Origin of the sequence: Pseudomonas sp. ADAK7 (genome assembly GCF_012935675.1) — a bacterium.
Lineage (GTDB): Bacteria > Pseudomonadota > Gammaproteobacteria > Pseudomonadales > Pseudomonadaceae > Aquipseudomonas.
Map to the genome: position 1 here is coordinate 6,199,112 of NZ_CP052861.1, position 15,393 is coordinate 6,214,504.

A 15,393-nucleotide genomic window follows, 5' to 3' on the forward strand; every position below is an offset into this window, starting at 1 on the left:
GTTACTGCTCCACTTCTGAGTCGTCCGAATCGGACACCTCCATCTCGGCGGTTTCGATAATCTCATCAATGCCAAAATCGGTGCCGTTTTGCTTGAAGTAGGCCCGCAGCAGTTGCAGGCTTTGTTCGGAAAACGGATTGCCCCGCAGGTCGATGCACTCGGCTGTTTCCATCGGCAGCTCAAGAATATCGCTGGGTATTTCCCGGATCGCGTTATGCCGCAGATTGGCAATGTCCAGCGTCTTCAATGTCAGCAGCCCGGGCGGAAGCTCGGTAATTTGCGAGTGATGAAGGATCAGCGTGGCCAGGTCCGGCATCTGGCTGATGTCGGGAGCCAGGGTCAGCGGGTTGTTGCTCAGGTCGAGGAAGTTCAAGCGCTCCATCCCGGCCAGCGCCGATACCGTCTCTGCGGTCAGACTGAGTTGGCACTCAGGCAGCACCAACGCTTCCAGTTCGCCCATATTGAACACCGTCTGCGGAAGGTGGCCCAGGCGGTAATGGCGGATGGTCAGGCCCTTGAGCTTGGGGAAGCACCTGAGAAAACCATCGGCGACTGACGTCAGGCCAGCATGACTGTGCAGGTACAAGTGGGAAATGTGGCTGAAGTCTGCACTCAGGGCCGGCAAGTCACCGGTAATGATCGCGGCCAGGGCCAGCTCGTGGGACGGCTCCAGGGTCTCATTGAAATCATCCAGTTCGGTTTCCCGGCGCCAGGCTTGTTCGATGATGTTTTTAACTTCATCCCGGGTGCTGTGCTCGATCAGTATTTCCTGGGCGCTAAAGGGCACGCCGCTGACCGGATGACGCGCGGGTATGTCGCCAGTCCAGGCGGCCAGGGTGTCGCTCAGGGTGGTGTATTCGGTTTCCAGTCGAGTGAGTTCTGCTCGACCAGCCTGCAGCGTGCCCGGCAAATCATACAAAAATGAGCTGGCTTGTTCGCGGTCCAGGGTCGGGTACAGGGCAACAACGCGTTCCATATCGGCTTGCGGTGCATAAACGCCCAAATCTTCACGGGTCATCTGGAAATAGGCTTTCACCTTGTTTCGTGTGGTGGCAGAAAGTGGGTTGTCACCGAAGTCGTAACCCTCGGCCTTGCTCGCGGGCAGTTCGAACACTTGCGCAGGCAGTGTGGTGAATTGATTGTCAGAGAAAATCGCGGTTTTGAGGGTTGGACGGGTAAGGAGCCCGGGGGGAAGGCTGGAAATACCGGTTTCACCCAGATCGATGTAGTCCAGCTGTGGCATGGCCTCGACGCTGAATACCCGGCCCAACGGATTTTTGTACAGCTCCAGCGTTCGCATCTGGCTCAAGGATGACAGTGTCGCCTGGGATTCGGCGGTCAGTGTGATCGCGCAATTGCTCATGATCAGTTGGTTGAGATTCGGCAACCAGGGCAGGACGTCCGGCAACGTGCCTAATGGAATATTGCGCACCTCCATGCGCCGCGTTCCCGTGAAGTGACGCAGGAACTCATGGGCGCCGCGTGTCGCCTCGCCACCTTCCAGGGTCAGGTAGGCCACGTGGCTAAAGTCCGCTTGCAAGGTCGGCAACTCGCCAATGATGGGACGGGTAAACCTGAACATATAGCCACGATCACCGGCGTCCTGATCGCCGTCATTGAGTGCGGTTTCGTGGCGCCAGCAGCGTTGCAGTTCATCCGCGAGCAGGGCGCGGTTGCGTCTGGAGGCGGTGAGTTGCCGGGTTGTTAACGGGACGCCGGTTTCGGGGTGATAGGGCGGCGTGGCGGCGCACCAGATGCGCAGGCCATTCTGCAATCGTGTGTATTCGTCGATGAGTCTTGAGAGTTCGATTCGCGGCCCAGAGGGATGACGTTGCAATGCCAGGGCGAAACGCTCCGCTTCTTCCTGGGTGAAGGCGGGGTAAAGGTCCCTGACCTGGTCTTGCAATGACGTGGCGCCGGGGTGGCGGTAAGGATAATCCGCCCCACCGGGCAGGCGCATGACCTTGGGGTCGTAATGGGGTTTGCGCAGCGGGTGCTGTAACAGAATCTTTTGCAGTTCTTCGTGGCCCAGCGCATGTTCACCGAGCAATTGTTTCAGCGTCGAGCCTTGTCCTGTTTTCAGGTTCAAGGCGTTGCGCTCACTGTCGGGCAATGCCCGCAGCAGTGCATCGTAGAGATCGTCGCCGCCGGACAGTTCCTCACCGATGTCGTTATAGGCCTGGTAATCCCCGTCCACCCGATGGACCAGCACTTTGCGTACCGATGCCCCGGGGTTGCCGATGGTGTCGATGGTTTCCCCGCTGAATGAATAACGATTGACGTCAATTCGAACCGTGCCGGACCAGCCCGGCAGGTGCGGCAGCGAGTGCAGGGCCAGTCGGTCGGTATCCGGATTGTTCTGCGACGACAGTTCCAGGCCCTCGCGGGCACGCACTGCGCGGACGTATTGTTGTGTCCAGCTTGCCAGCTCATGGAGTCTGGGGGTGATCGTGCCCTTTTCCAGCATGTCCAGCTCGCTACCACTGGCGGTGTTCAACAGTTCTTCGGCGACACTGCTTGGCAAGCCTGAAAAGATGTCCATCAGGCGTTGGGTCAATGGGTCGGTCTTGCTCTCCATCGCCCGGTAGCGCGCGGCGAACAGCGAGCGTTGTTGATCGAATGCGACCTGTGCCAGGCGGCTTCTGAGGTTGTTCGCGCGTGCCTCGAGCGCCAGGGCCGGCGTGCCAAATGGTTCGTCGAACAGTCCTTTCAATTCATCGTCACTCAGGCATTGCAGTGCTGTTGTCAGCACGTCAGCGCTGCTGGCGGGTATATCGTGCAAGCGTGCACCGCGAGTCATGGCATTTGCGCTTTGCCACGTTACCCTGCCTTCGCTGTCGATCAATCGCAGCGCTTTGTTTTCAGGCCACGGGAAGTGTGTGGTCAGCAGTTGCAATTGGGTCGGGCGATCCGCCGTCTGCCAGATCTGTGAATGCTCGCTGCCAATTCGCCCGATAAACGTCTGAATGTCCTTGTCGATCTTGAAGCGTTTGAGCGTGTCGGCCACCAGCGGTGGCAGGGGCGCGTTGTTGACGTGCATTCGTCGCAAGGCGTTTTCGTGATGGCCGCTGATCTTCAGCACTTGCTCGCGTTCGCTGGTGGAGAGCGAATCGGCGAGATGCCCCAGGCGCTGCAAGAGCGTGTCACGGTCCCAGGTCAGAGGTTTTTCGAGTTGTGTGTGCCAGGCGCCATTGTTGTTGTGTTCCAGCCGCGGCTTATAAGCATCGGGGCGCGTCGGGTGTTCGATTTGATACTGCCCGACCTGTGTGTCGTAGGTCACGGCATAGTGTTTGTTTTCCAGGGGCAAGATGGTTTTCCCTGCGTGGGCGTGCAGGCCCAGCTCATTGGGTTTGCTATCAGTCGCGAGGGTGATGTTCTGTTCATAGGGGGTCAGGTCGCGGTTCCAGTAACGGGTGGGCCCGTTGGCTGTCTTCACGGGGGTAAAGCGATCAATAAAATCGATCCATTCCTTTGGCAGCACTTTGCGAAACTCTCCAGCACCGAGGCTACCGCCTGCTGCGAATACGCCGAGCTGGGCCAGTGATTCGATCACGCCAAGTGTGTGCTCGAGCGCTTGCCGGGTCAGCCCTTCGCTCCAATCGACAATGCCTTCGAAGGTCTCGTCGAGCAGTTGATAAGCCATGTAGGCCATCATCATTTCCCCGAGGAAAGGCACGAACGGCAGCACCACGAACGAGGCGATCTGTAGCAACGTGGCGGCGACGTTGCTGAACGAATCCCACAGTTCCCAGCGTGCTTTTCGGTCGGCACTGGCGGTCGAGACGGCCAGGGTGCGCGCGTCATTGAGGATTTTGTTCAGCTTGGCGTCGTGCAGGTGTTGCCAGAGGTCGGCGGTGATCAGCGTGGCGGCGAATTGCAGGTTGGTGTGCGGGGCGGCTGTCTCGCGCCAGGAGGGCAGCGGGTCGCCAGGCGTGTGCTGATGCCAGGTGATGTGGGTCAGTCGGTCGTTCAGTTGGCTGAAAAAGTAGCCGCGGTCCTGGTGAGCGACGAATGGGCTGAAGAACTGCTGGTAGCTGCTCGATCGCAGTTTTTGACTGAGGTCCTGCATGAAGTGCCCGGTGGACGGGTACTCCTTGATCGGGTGTTCGGGATCGTCGGGGATGTAGGCCACGACGCGCACCGCATTGCGATTGAGTTCCAGGTCCGGGGCGAACAGCAGGATGCCGGTCAGCCGCGCAGACATCAGCGTCAGGTCGTGACAGAGCAAGGGTTTGCCGTCGAGCAGCATGCCTTGCACGCCATTCACCACGCCCAGAATGGAGAGGTAGGCGTTCTCACTCAGCGTGTCCTTGTGAATGAGCGCCAGTTCCAGGGCCATGCGCAGGGCGGCTTTTTGACTGTCCTTGATCTGTGGGCGCAACACGGCATCGACAACCGCATTGTTCACGCCGAGGTTATCTTCGAGCCAGGCCTGGTATTGCCCGCCAATATCCAGTTCGCGGCACAACCGGATAAACGCTGCAATCGTCAGGCGATCCTTGATGTGCCCCAGGGTTTCGAATTGACCGACAGTTGTCGGCTCAGTGATGAAGGTCGAGTCAGGTTCATAGGCGTCGCCTGCGGTTTCCGAAGCTTCGAAGTTATGCAGGGCCGCATCGAGCAACGACACGGTCCAGCTGCGGGCGGCGCCTGAACCGATCGGAAGCCAGGGAATGGTCGCCGGAATGTACAGCCGCAAAAACGTGGCCTTCACGTCCAGATCCAGAGCGAACCGCTTTTTCAGCGCATCGCGCAGCAAGGGTTCGCCAAACGCGTGAGCATCCTTGAGGTGTTCCAGGCGTTGGTCGACCTGGTTCTGTGCGGTCCAGTAAGCGCCATTGAGCCTTTTCAGCACCGCATGCTGGCCGGTCGAGGCGTTGCGAAACGCGCCCCGCAGGTGCGGTCGGACATTGCCCAGGGCCGCGCGTCTGTTGGCGGACGCCTTGATCAGCCATTGGGGCAGGGCGGTGGCCAGGTGCGCGTAATGGCTGTCCGGGTGCTGCGGCCATAGCGGCGTCGCAGTGTGTGAAGCAAGCGATGGATCCACGGGTTCGTCCTTAAACATGTCGGGGATGCAAGGAGACCCGAAATAAAAAGCCAGGGTGCGGTACATAGTTACCGCACCTCCCTCGACGGCCTGAAATCTAATGTCGCGCGCGCTGCCGCTAATCCTGCGCATCGGTTTAAACTGCGCCTTTGCGACGGTATATGTCGCATTGCCGTAAACCCGGCTGAAACCGGGGTTTGCGCTATAAGAAGTTGTCGCTTGGCGGCAAGGCCGGGCTGAAAACTGTCCTTACAATCCCCTCATCGCTCGCCAGTTTCAGGCGAGTGTTCCTCTTCAGGAGACTCCGATGTCCGTTGAGCACGCTGCGGTACAACGCGCCGATTTCGACCAGGTAATGGTTCCCAACTACGCGCCTGCCGCATTCATCCCAGTGCGTGGTGCCGGTTCCCGCGTTTGGGACCAGTCTGGCCGCGAGCTGATCGACTTCGCCGGCGGGATTGCCGTTAACGTATTGGGCCACGCGCACCCGGCGCTGGTCGGTGCCTTGACCGAACAGGCGAACAAGCTGTGGCACGTGTCCAACGTGTTCACCAATGAGCCGGCCCTGCGCCTGGCCCATAAGCTGATCGACGCCACCTTTGCCGAGCGCGTGTTCTTCTGCAACTCCGGCGCCGAAGCCAACGAGGCCGCTTTCAAGCTGGCCCGTCGCGTCGCTTTCGATCGTTTCGGTACCGAGAAGTACGAAATCATCGCCGCGCTGAACAGCTTCCACGGTCGTACCCTGTTCACCGTGAACGTCGGTGGCCAGTCGAAGTACTCCGACGGCTTCGGTCCGAAAATCACCGGTATCACCCACGTGCCTTACAACGATCTGGCGGCGCTTAAAGCGGCCATTTCCGACAAGACCTGCGCCGTGGTGCTGGAACCGATCCAGGGCGAGGGCGGCGTGATGCCGGCCGAACTGGCTTACCTGCAAGGCGCCCGCGAGCTGTGCACCGAGCACAACGCGCTGCTGGTGTTCGACGAAGTGCAAACCGGCATGGGCCGCAGCGGCAAGCTGTTCGCCTACCAGCATTACGGCGTGACCCCGGACATCCTGACCAGCGCCAAGAGCCTGGGCGGCGGTTTCCCGATCGCGGCGATGCTGACCACCGAAGACCTGGCCAAACACCTGGTCGTCGGCACCCACGGCACCACTTACGGCGGTAACCCGCTGGCGTGCGCTGTCGCTGAAGCCGTAATCGACGTGATCAACACCCCTGAAGTGCTGGCCGGCGTCAACGCCAAGCACGACAAGTTCAAGGCGCGCCTGGAGCAGATCGGCGAGAAGTACGGCCTGTTCACCCAGGTACGTGGCCTGGGCCTGTTGATCGGCTGTGTGCTGAGCGATGCCTGGAAAGGCAAGGCCAAGGACATCTTCAATGCCGCCGAGCGTGAAGGCCTGATGATCCTGCAAGCCGGCCCGGACGTGATTCGTTTTGCGCCGAGCCTGGTGGTTGAAGACGCGGACATCGATGCCGGCCTGGACCGCTTCGAGCGCGCTGCGGCCAAACTGACGCAAGCCTGATCCACCCTTCGACGCCTGACGATTCAGGCGTCGATCCCAATTTTTATGCCGGACCCGCTTTTCTGTAGGAGCAAGCTTCGCTCCTGCAAGGGTCCGGCTTATTTCCCCCAAAAAGAGTTAGAGAAAGGAGTGACACCATGCTGGTGATGCGCCCCGCGCAAATGGCTGATCTGGGCGAGGTACAGCGTCTGGCTGCGGACAGCCCGATTGGTGTCACTTCCTTGCCGGATGACGTTGAACGCCTGAGCGACAAGATCGCCGCGAGCGAAGCGTCGTTTTCCGCTGAAGTCAGCTTCAACGGTGAAGAGAGCTATTTCTTCGTCCTCGAAGACAGCGCCACCGGCAAACTGGCGGGCTGCTCGGCGATCGTCGCCTCGGCCGGTTATTCCGAGCCGTTCTACAGCTTCCGTAATGAAACCTTCGTGCACGCTTCCCGCGAGCTGAAGATTCATAACAAGATCCACGTGCTCTCCCAGTGCCACGACCTGACCGGCAACAGCTTGCTGACCAGTTTCTACGTGAAGCCGGAGCTGGTGGGTTCGCCATGGGCGGAACTCAACTCCCGTGGCCGCCTGTTGTTCGTCGCCAGCCATCCGGAACGCTTTGCCGATTCCGTGGTGACCGAAATAGTCGGTTACAGCGATGAAAATGGCGACTCGCCTTTCTGGGACGCCATCGGTCGCAACTTCTTCGACCTCAACTACGCCGCTGCCGAGCGTCTGTGTGGCCTGAAGAGCCGGACCTTCCTCGCCGAACTGATGCCGCACTACCCGATCTACGTGCCATTGCTGCCGGACACCGCGCAAGAAGCGATGGGCCAGGTGCACCCGCGTGCGCAGATCACCTTCGACATCCTGATGCGCGAAGGCTTCGAGACCGATCACTACATCGACATTTTCGACGGCGGCCCGACCTTGCATGCCCGCGTCTCGGGGATCCGTTCGATCGCCCAGAGCCGTGTGGTCCCGGTGAAAATCGGCGAGCCGGTCAAAGGCGCCGGTCGGCAGTACCTGGTGGCCAACGCCCAGTTGCAGGATTACCGCGCCGTGTTGCTCGAGCTCGATTACGCGCCGGGCAAACCCGTGACCCTGGATCTGGAAGCGGCCGAAGCCCTGGGCGTCGGTGAAGGTGCCAGCGTGCGCCTGGTCGCGGTTTAAGCCTGCTTATAAAAGCTGAGAGTTTCGCGGGTGGCGCAAGCGGCCCGTTTGAGGAGATAGCATGATCGTTCGTCCCGTACGCAGCAGCGATTTACCCGCTCTGATCGACCTGGCCCGCAGCACCGGCACCGGCCTGACTACCTTGCCGGCCAACGAAGAGCGCTTGGCCCATCGGGTCGGCTGGGCCGAGAAAACCTTCCGTGGCGAAGCCGGGCGGGGCGATGCGGATTACCTGTTCGTGCTCGAAGACGACAACGGTCGTGTGGTGGGCATTTCCGCCATCGCCGGCGCGGTCGGCATGCGTGAGCCTTGGTACAACTTCCGGGTCGGCCTGACCGTCAGCGCTTCGCAAGAGCTGAACATCTACCGCGAAATCCCGACGCTGTTCCTGGCCAACGACCTGACCGGCAATTCCGAGTTGTGCTCGCTGTTCCTCCACGCCGATTACCGCAGCGGCCTCAACGGCCGCATGTTGGCCAAGGCGCGGATGCTGTTCATCGCTGAATTCCCGCAGCTGTTCGGCAACAAGATCATCGCCGAAATGCGCGGTGTGTCCGATGAGGCCGGGCGTTCGCCGTTCTGGGAAAGCCTGGGCCGGCACTTCTTCAAGATGGAATTCAGCCAGGCGGATTACCTGACGGGCGTGGGCAACAAGGCGTTCATCGCCGAACTGATGCCGAAGTTTCCGCTGTACACCTGCTTCCTGTCGCCAGACGCGCGCAACGTGATCGGCCAGGTTCACCCGGACACCGAACCGGCCTTGTCGATGCTCAAGAGCGAAGGCTTCAGCTATCAGGGTTATGTCGATATCTTCGACGCTGGCCCGGCCGTGGAATGCGAAACAGGCAAGATCCGCGCAGTCCGCGACAGCCAGGCACTGGTGCTGGCCATCGGTACGCCAGGTGATGACGCCACGCCATTCCTGATTCACAACCGCAAGCGCGAAGACTGCCGGATCACTGCCGCACCCGCACGCTTCGCCGCCGGTACGCTGGTGGTCGATCCGCTGACCGCCAAACGTCTTCAACTCAACGCTGGCGATCAAGTGCGCGCCGTGCCGTTGTCCGCTGCTCGGGAGTCGAAATAATGAATTCGCTATACATCGCAGGTGAATGGCTGGCTGGCCAGGGGGAAGCGTTTCAATCGCTGAACCCGGTAACCCAACAAGTCTTGTGGACTGGCGAAGGCGCCACCACCGCCCAGGTCGAATCCGCCGTGCAAGCCGCGCGTCAGGCGTTCCCGGGCTGGGCCCACCGCACGCTGGACGAGCGCATTACTGTGCTCGAAGCCTTTGCCGCCGCGCTGAAAAATCACGCTGACGAACTGGCGCGCTGCATCGGTGAAGAAACCGGCAAACCCCTGTGGGAGTCGGCGACTGAAGTCACCAGCATGATCAACAAGATTGCCATCTCGGTGCAGAGCTACCGTGAGCGTACCGGCGAGAAGAGCGGCCCGTTGGGCGACGCCACCGCCGTGTTGCGTCACAAGCCGCACGGCGTGGTCGCGGTATTCGGCCCTTACAACTTCCCGGGGCACTTGCCCAACGGTCACATCGTGCCGGCGCTGCTGGCGGGTAACAGCGTACTGTTCAAGCCGAGCGAGCTGACGCCGAAAGTCGCCGAGTTGACGGTCAAGTGCTGGATCGAAGCCGGTTTGCCGGCGGGTGTGTTGAACCTGCTGCAAGGCGCTCGCGAAACCGGGATCGCCCTGGCGGCCAATCCGGGGATCGACGGGTTGTTCTTCACCGGTTCCAGCCGTACCGGCAATCATCTGCACCAACAATTTGCCGGTCGCCCGGACAAGATCCTTGCGCTGGAAATGGGCGGTAATAACCCATTGGTCGTCGACGAAGTGGCTGACGTTGAAGCCGCCGTCTACACGATCATCCAGTCGGCGTTCATTTCCGCCGGTCAGCGTTGCACCTGTGCCCGTCGCTTGCTGGTGCCGCAAGGTGCCTGGGGCGATGCGTTGCTGGCGCGGCTGGTGGCGGTCAGTTCGACCATTGAAGTCGGCGCGTTCGATCAAACGCCGGCGCCGTTCATGGGCTCGGTGATTTCCCTTGGCGCGGCGAAAGCGCTGATGGAAGCCCAGGAACATCTGCTGGCCAACGGCGCCGTTTCGCTGCTGGAAATGACTCAGCCTCAGGCTCAGGCGGCGTTGCTGACCCCAGGCATTCTGGACGTTAGCGCCGTTGCCGATCGTCCTGACGAAGAGCTGTTCGGCCCGTTGCTGCAAGTGATCCGCTACGCTGATTTTGAAGCGGCGATTGCTGAAGCCAACGACACCGACTACGGCTTGGCCGCCGGATTGCTGTCGGATTCCGAAGCGCGTTATCAGCAGTTCTGGCTGGAAAGCCGCGCCGGGATCGTCAACTGGAACAAGCAGCTGACCGGTGCTGCCAGCAGCGCGCCATTCGGCGGCGTCGGCGCCTCGGGCAACCATCGCGCCAGCGCCTACTACGCGGCCGATTACTGCGCGTACCCGGTGGCTTCGCTGGAAACGCCGAGCCTGGTGATGCCTGCTGCGCTGACGCCCGGCGTGCGGATGGCGTAACGGCCATTCGCGGGCAAGCCTCGCTCCTACAGGTTTTGTGGCGTCCGCATAATCGGCACACACCACAAATCCCGTAGGAGCGAGGCTTGCCCGCGAACGCCGCGACGCGGTCTTACTGAATTGTTACCAGATGCCTATAAAAACAGATTCTCGTGGAGCCTCGCTGATGAAATCCTATGAAGTCAATTTTGACGGTCTAGTGGGGCCGACCCATAACTACGGCGGCCTGTCTTACGGCAACGTCGCGTCCCAGAGCAACAGCCAGCAGTCTTCGAACCCGAAGGAAGCGGCGTTGCAGGGCCTGGCGAAAATGAAAGCGCTGATGGAAATGGGCTTTCAGCAAGGCGTGCTGGCACCGCAAGAACGTCCGGACGTCGCCGCACTGCGCCGCTTGGGTTTTAGCGGCACCGACGCCCAGGTGATTGAGCAGGCAGCCAAAGAAGCGATGCCGCTGTTGGTCGCCAGTTGCTCGGCCTCGAGCATGTGGGTGGCCAACGCCGCCACCGTTAGCCCAAGCGCCGACACTGCCGATGGCCGCGTGCATTTCACCGCCGCCAACCTGAACTGCAAATACCACCGCAGCATCGAACACCCGACCACCAGCCGCGTGCTGGGCGCGATGTTTGCTGATCAGAAGCACTTCGCTCACCACGCCGCCTTGCCAGCCGTGGCGCAGTTCGGTGACGAAGGCGCGGCCAACCACACCCGTTTCTGCCGTGACTATGGCGAAGCCGGCGTCGAGTTCTTCGTGTTCGGTCGCAGCGCCTTCGATAACCGTTACCCGGCACCGCAGAAATACCCGGCGCGCCAGACCCTCGAAGCGTCCCAGGCCGTTGCGCGTTTGCACGGTTTGAGCGATGACGGCGTGGTCTATGCGCAGCAGAATCCGTCGGTGATCGATCAGGGCGTGTTCCATAACGACGTGATCGCCGTGGGCAATGGCGAGGTTTTGTTCTATCACGAGGACGCGTTCCTCGACACTGAACAGATGCTGGCCGAGCTTTCCGGAAAACTCGCCAAAGTCGGTGGGAAATTTCAGTCTGTGTGTGTTCCGCGTTCGGCGGTCACCGTGGAAGACGCGGTTCGGTCCTACCTGTTCAATAGCCAGCTGCTGTCGCGTCCTGACGGCTCGATGCTCTTGATCGTGCCGGAAGAATGCCGTGGCAACGAGCGCGTCTGGCAGTACTTGCAAGGTTTGACCAGCTCTGGCGGGCTGATCCGCGAAGTAAAAGTCTTCGACCTCAAACAGAGCATGCAGAACGGCGGTGGCCCGGCTTGCCTGAGACTTCGCGTGGCCCTCAACGAAACCGAACTGGCGGCGGTCAATCCAGGGGTTATCATGACGGCACCGTTGTACGGCACGCTGACCGAATGGGTCGACAAGCACTACCGCGACCGCATGACCGAAAACGATCTGGCGGACCCGCAATTGCTGCTTGAATGCCGGACGGCACTGGATGAACTGACGCAAATCCTTAAACTGGGCGCGGTTTATCCATTCCAGATCAATTAAAGGCTGGCGCACCTGGCGCCGCTTTTATCTCCAAACGAGAGTGTAAAAAACATGAGCGATACCCTGCAGCTGATCCTTGAAGACACCGACGGCACGCAACTGGAAACTTCCTGCACCCGCGTCGCGGTCCTGTGGCAAGGCAAAGAGCTGTGGATCCAGCAAGACGGCCGTGGCCAATTGCTGATCGGCGTGGACGTCGAAGAAGGCGACGCCGAATACGCAAACCTGCTGCTGCGCCCATTGGCGACTAATCTGGTAAGTCTGCAACTGGAAATGGAACCGGCCGAAGTCGGTGACGAAGACCACGTGCACGGCCCGGATTGCGCACACGACCACTAAGGAAATCGCTCTATGCTCGCCCTCGGCAAACTGCTTGAACTGACCCTCGCCGGCCGCGAACCGGCGGAGAAGACTCAACTGACTGTCGAAGGCGTGCGCATGCGCTGGTTGAGCGAAGGTGCGCTGGAAGTCCGGCCACCCGAAGCGCGCGACAATGGCCTGGACCTACTGCTATCGGCCGGTATCCATGGCAACGAAACAGCGCCGATCGAATTGCTCGATCGCCTGTTGCATGACATCGCCCGCGGCGACCTCAAGCCGCGCGCACGTATTCTGTTCCTGTTCGGTAACCCCGAGGCGATCCGTCGCGGCGAGCGTTACATCGAGCAAGACGTCAATCGGCTGTTCAATGGCCGTCACGAACAAAGCAGCGGTTCCGAAGCTCTGCGTGCCTGTGAGCTCGAGCGACTGGCGGCAAGTTTCTTCAGCCTGTCTGACCGCGCCCGTCTGCACTACGACCTGCACACCGCGATTCGTGGTTCGAAGATCGAGCAGTTCGCGCTCTACCCGTGGAAAGAAGGCCGCCAGCACTCGCGCCTGGAACTGGCGCGCCTGCGCGCCGCTGGCATGGAAGCGGTGCTGTTGCAGAACAAGCCATCCATCGTGTTCAGTTCCTACACCTACGACAAACTCGGTGCCGAGGCTTTCACCCTCGAATTGGGCAAGGCCCGGCCGTTCGGGCAGAACGACGGGGTCAATGTCGATCTGCTGGAAACCCGTCTCAAACAGATCATCGAAGGCAGCGAGCCGCCCGTGGCCGAAGCGTCGCTGGACGGTTTGCAGCTGTTCAGCGTGGCGCGGGAAATCATCAAGCACAGCGACAGCTTCCGCTTGAACCTGCCAGCGGACATTGAGAACTTTTCGGAATTGGAAGTGGGTTACGTACTGGCCGAAGACATCGCCCAGACCCGCTGGATCATCGAAGAGAAGGGCGCCCGGATCATCTTCCCCAACCCCAAGGTCAAGAACGGCCTGCGCGCCGGCATCCTGATTGTGCCGACCAGCGACGAAAACCTCGCCTGACTGATCGTTCCCACGCCCCGCGTGGGAATGCCGCCACGGACGCTCCGCGTTCGGCTCTGGATGTGACGCAGAGCGTCACGGGATGCATCCCCACGCAGAGCGTGGGGACGATCATTGACTAGACCGCTACTGCGCGTGGCTCACTACGACGCAACGCCCGCGTCTTGTGCAGCGTATCCGCACACGTCTTCGCCGCTTCCTGGCCCTTATGCACAAAATGCTCGAAGAAGAACTTCTGATGTTCTTCGCCAGCATGGAAGTGATGCGGGGTGAGGACCACCGAGAACACCGGCACTTCGGTTTCCAGCTGCACCTGCATCAGGCCGCTGATCACTGATTGGGCGACGAATTCGTGACGGTAGATGCCGCCATCCACTACCAGGCCCGCGGCAACGATGCCGGCATAACGACCGGACTTGGCTAGCAGCTTGGCGTGCAACGGGATTTCAAAGGCGCCGCCGACTTCGAAGAAATCGATGTCCGACTCCTGATAGCCCTGGGCAATCATTTCGGCGAGGAAGCCTTTACGGCTCTGGTCGACGATTTCCTTGTGCCAGCAGGCCTGGATGAACGCAACGCGCTCGCCCTGATGGTTTTTGCTTTTGCTGTCGATTGCGGTGGGTTGCATGTTCTGGTTCCTGTTTGTGTGAAAAACAGGGCTTATGAATCGAATGGGATTTAAGGGTACGCAGGCTCGCAAAAAATGCGTGCAAACGGCCCTTTGGCGCCAATCCCGTTCTCTCTTCATCCGGACTATGACCGTCGGCCCCGGGATCACACCGGGTCTGCTGACCTTGCCGCCAGTCACCGCCGAAGCCGTGCTGTCGCCAAGCGCTCGCGGGCTATGCGCATTGCGCGCAATTACCGCCGGTGGGGAGTTGCACCCCGCCCTGAGAACGTTTTGCCGCCAGAATTGTTTGGCGGCGAAGCGTTTTTAACACATATTTCCTGCGTGCGCATTGCTGCTTTCTGATGATTGATATCGAGTTTTCCGAAGCTACAAAACGCCTTTTCTCCGCCCAAGGGTTGATTATTCGTCGTCATGACCGCAGTAACTCAACCTAGAAAGGGATTTTCCCCTGCTTACCGAGGCCAGATTCATGAGCGTTATCGATCTTCGCAGCGACACCGTCACCCAACCGTCCCAGGGAATGCTCGACGCCATGGCTGCAGCGGCCACCGGTGACGACGTGTATGGCGAAGATCCGACGGTCAATCGTCTGGAAGCTGAACTGGCAAAACGGTTGGGTTTCGCCGCGGCGCTGTTTGTCCCGACGGGCACCATGAGTAACCTGCTGGGGTTGATGGCGCACTGTGAGCGTGGCGAGGAATACATCGTCGGCCAGCAAGCCCACACCTATAAGTACGAAGGTGGCGGGGCGGCCGTGCTCGGTTCGATCCAGCCGCAGCCGCTGGAAGTGCAGGCTGACGGTTCCCTGGACCTGGCCCAGGTGGCCGCGGCGATCAAGCCGGACGACTTCCATTTCGCCCGCACCCGTTTGCTGGCCCTGGAAAACACCATGCAGGGCAAGGTCCTGCCGCTGGAGTATCTGGCTCGGGCGCGGACCTTCACCCGTGAACAGGGTCTGGCCTTGCACCTGGACGGCGCGCGCCTCTACAACGCCGCGGTCAAGCTGGGTGTCGATGCCCGGGAAATCACCCAGCATTTCGATTCGGTTTCGGTCTGCCTGTCCAAGGGGCTGGGCGCGCCCGTTGGGTCGGTGTTGTGCGGTTCGGTCGAATTCATCGCCAAGGCGCGGCGCCTGCGGAAAATGGTCGGCGGCGGTATGCGCCAGTCCGGGCTCCTGGCCGCCGCAGGCTTGTACGCTTTGGACAATAACGTTCAGCGCCTGGCCGACGACCACGCCAATGCGCAATTTCTCGCTGAAGGCCTGCGTAAAGCCGGTTATGAAGTCGAGCCGGTGCAGACCAACATGGTGTACGTCGCCATGGGCGACCAGGCCGAGGCGATCAAGGTGTTTGCTGGCGAGCGCGGCATCAAGTTGAGCGCCGCTGGGCGTCTACGGATGGTCACGCACATGGACGTCAGCCGCGCGCAAATCGAGCAGGTGATCGCTACATTCGTCGAGTTTTCGCGCAACTGACCGCGTTAGCCGTCCAATTGACCGTTTCTATCGTATAAACACGCTGTACCCCGCGCGCAGGGCCGATATAATGCGGCCCTTTGCCGTCGCTTCGTCTGATGACGTTTTGCACAGGCCTTTGGCCGCAG

Annotated in this window: 10 protein-coding genes and 1 riboswitch; of the genes, 8 read left to right on the top strand and 2 right to left on the bottom strand. The window is 60.5% G+C overall.

What is annotated here, in order from left to right; translation table 11 throughout:
• Position 1 precedes the first annotated feature (1 nt).
• Positions 2 to 5,047, bottom strand: coding sequence for a leucine-rich repeat domain-containing protein (locus tag HKK53_RS28490; RefSeq protein WP_169373519.1), 5,046 nt, complete (start codon positions 5,045 to 5,047; stop codon positions 2 to 4).
• Between the two features lie 307 nt (positions 5,048 to 5,354).
• On the opposite strand from HKK53_RS28490, the gene HKK53_RS28495 reads away from it, so the two are divergent.
• The 7 genes from HKK53_RS28495 to astE all read left to right on the top strand — a co-directional run bounded on the left by HKK53_RS28495 (position 5,355) and on the right by astE (position 13,160).
• Positions 5,355 to 6,575, top strand: coding sequence for an aspartate aminotransferase family protein (locus tag HKK53_RS28495; protein ID WP_123514338.1), 1,221 nt, complete (start codon positions 5,355 to 5,357; stop codon positions 6,573 to 6,575).
• Between the two features lie 137 nt (positions 6,576 to 6,712).
• Positions 6,713 to 7,732 carry an arginine/ornithine succinyltransferase subunit alpha gene (gene aruF / locus HKK53_RS28500; protein WP_169373520.1) on the top strand — a complete coding sequence of 340 codons (1,020 nt, stop codon included), beginning with the start codon at positions 6,713 to 6,715 and terminating at the stop codon, positions 7,730 to 7,732.
• A 61-nt stretch (positions 7,733 to 7,793) separates the two neighbouring features.
• The gene (gene astA / locus HKK53_RS28505) at positions 7,794 to 8,819 is read left to right on the top strand and encodes an arginine N-succinyltransferase (RefSeq protein ID WP_133837982.1); all 1,026 of its coding nucleotides are present in this window, start codon (positions 7,794 to 7,796) and stop codon (positions 8,817 to 8,819) included.
• Positions 8,816 to 10,285: a succinylglutamate-semialdehyde dehydrogenase gene (gene astD, locus HKK53_RS28510; protein WP_169374306.1), complete on the top strand. Its 1,470-nt coding sequence runs from the start codon at positions 8,816 to 8,818 to the stop codon at positions 10,283 to 10,285. Before astA ends, astD begins: the two co-directional genes overlap by 4 nt.
• A gap of 166 nt (positions 10,286 to 10,451) precedes the next feature.
• On the top strand, positions 10,452 to 11,798 hold the full coding sequence (gene astB / locus HKK53_RS28515) for an N-succinylarginine dihydrolase (RefSeq protein WP_169373521.1): 1,347 nt from the start codon (positions 10,452 to 10,454) through the stop codon (positions 11,796 to 11,798).
• A 51-nt stretch (positions 11,799 to 11,849) separates the two neighbouring features.
• Positions 11,850 to 12,137: a hypothetical protein gene (locus HKK53_RS28520; RefSeq protein WP_010457234.1), complete on the top strand. Its 288-nt coding sequence runs from the start codon at positions 11,850 to 11,852 to the stop codon at positions 12,135 to 12,137.
• A 12-nt stretch (positions 12,138 to 12,149) separates the two neighbouring features.
• A complete protein-coding gene (gene astE / locus HKK53_RS28525) occupies positions 12,150 to 13,160 on the top strand; it encodes a succinylglutamate desuccinylase (RefSeq protein ID WP_169373522.1) in 1,011 nt (336 codons plus the stop codon).
• Positions 13,161 to 13,278: 118 nt separating this feature from the next.
• Here the strand turns inward: astE and HKK53_RS28530 are convergent, their stop codons facing one another.
• Positions 13,279 to 13,788 carry a 6,7-dimethyl-8-ribityllumazine synthase gene (locus tag HKK53_RS28530; RefSeq protein ID WP_123514347.1) on the bottom strand — a complete coding sequence of 170 codons (510 nt, stop codon included), beginning with the start codon at positions 13,786 to 13,788 and terminating at the stop codon, positions 13,279 to 13,281.
• A 103-nt stretch (positions 13,789 to 13,891) separates the two neighbouring features.
• Positions 13,892 to 14,062, bottom strand: a riboswitch (FMN riboswitch).
• 198 nt (positions 14,063 to 14,260) lie between these two features.
• Between HKK53_RS28530 and ltaE the strand changes: the two genes are divergently transcribed.
• Complete coding sequence (ltaE, locus tag HKK53_RS28535) at positions 14,261 to 15,265, top strand: low-specificity L-threonine aldolase (RefSeq protein WP_169373523.1); 1,005 nt, start codon at positions 14,261 to 14,263, stop codon at positions 15,263 to 15,265.
• The last annotated feature ends 128 nt before the right edge of the window (positions 15,266 to 15,393 follow it).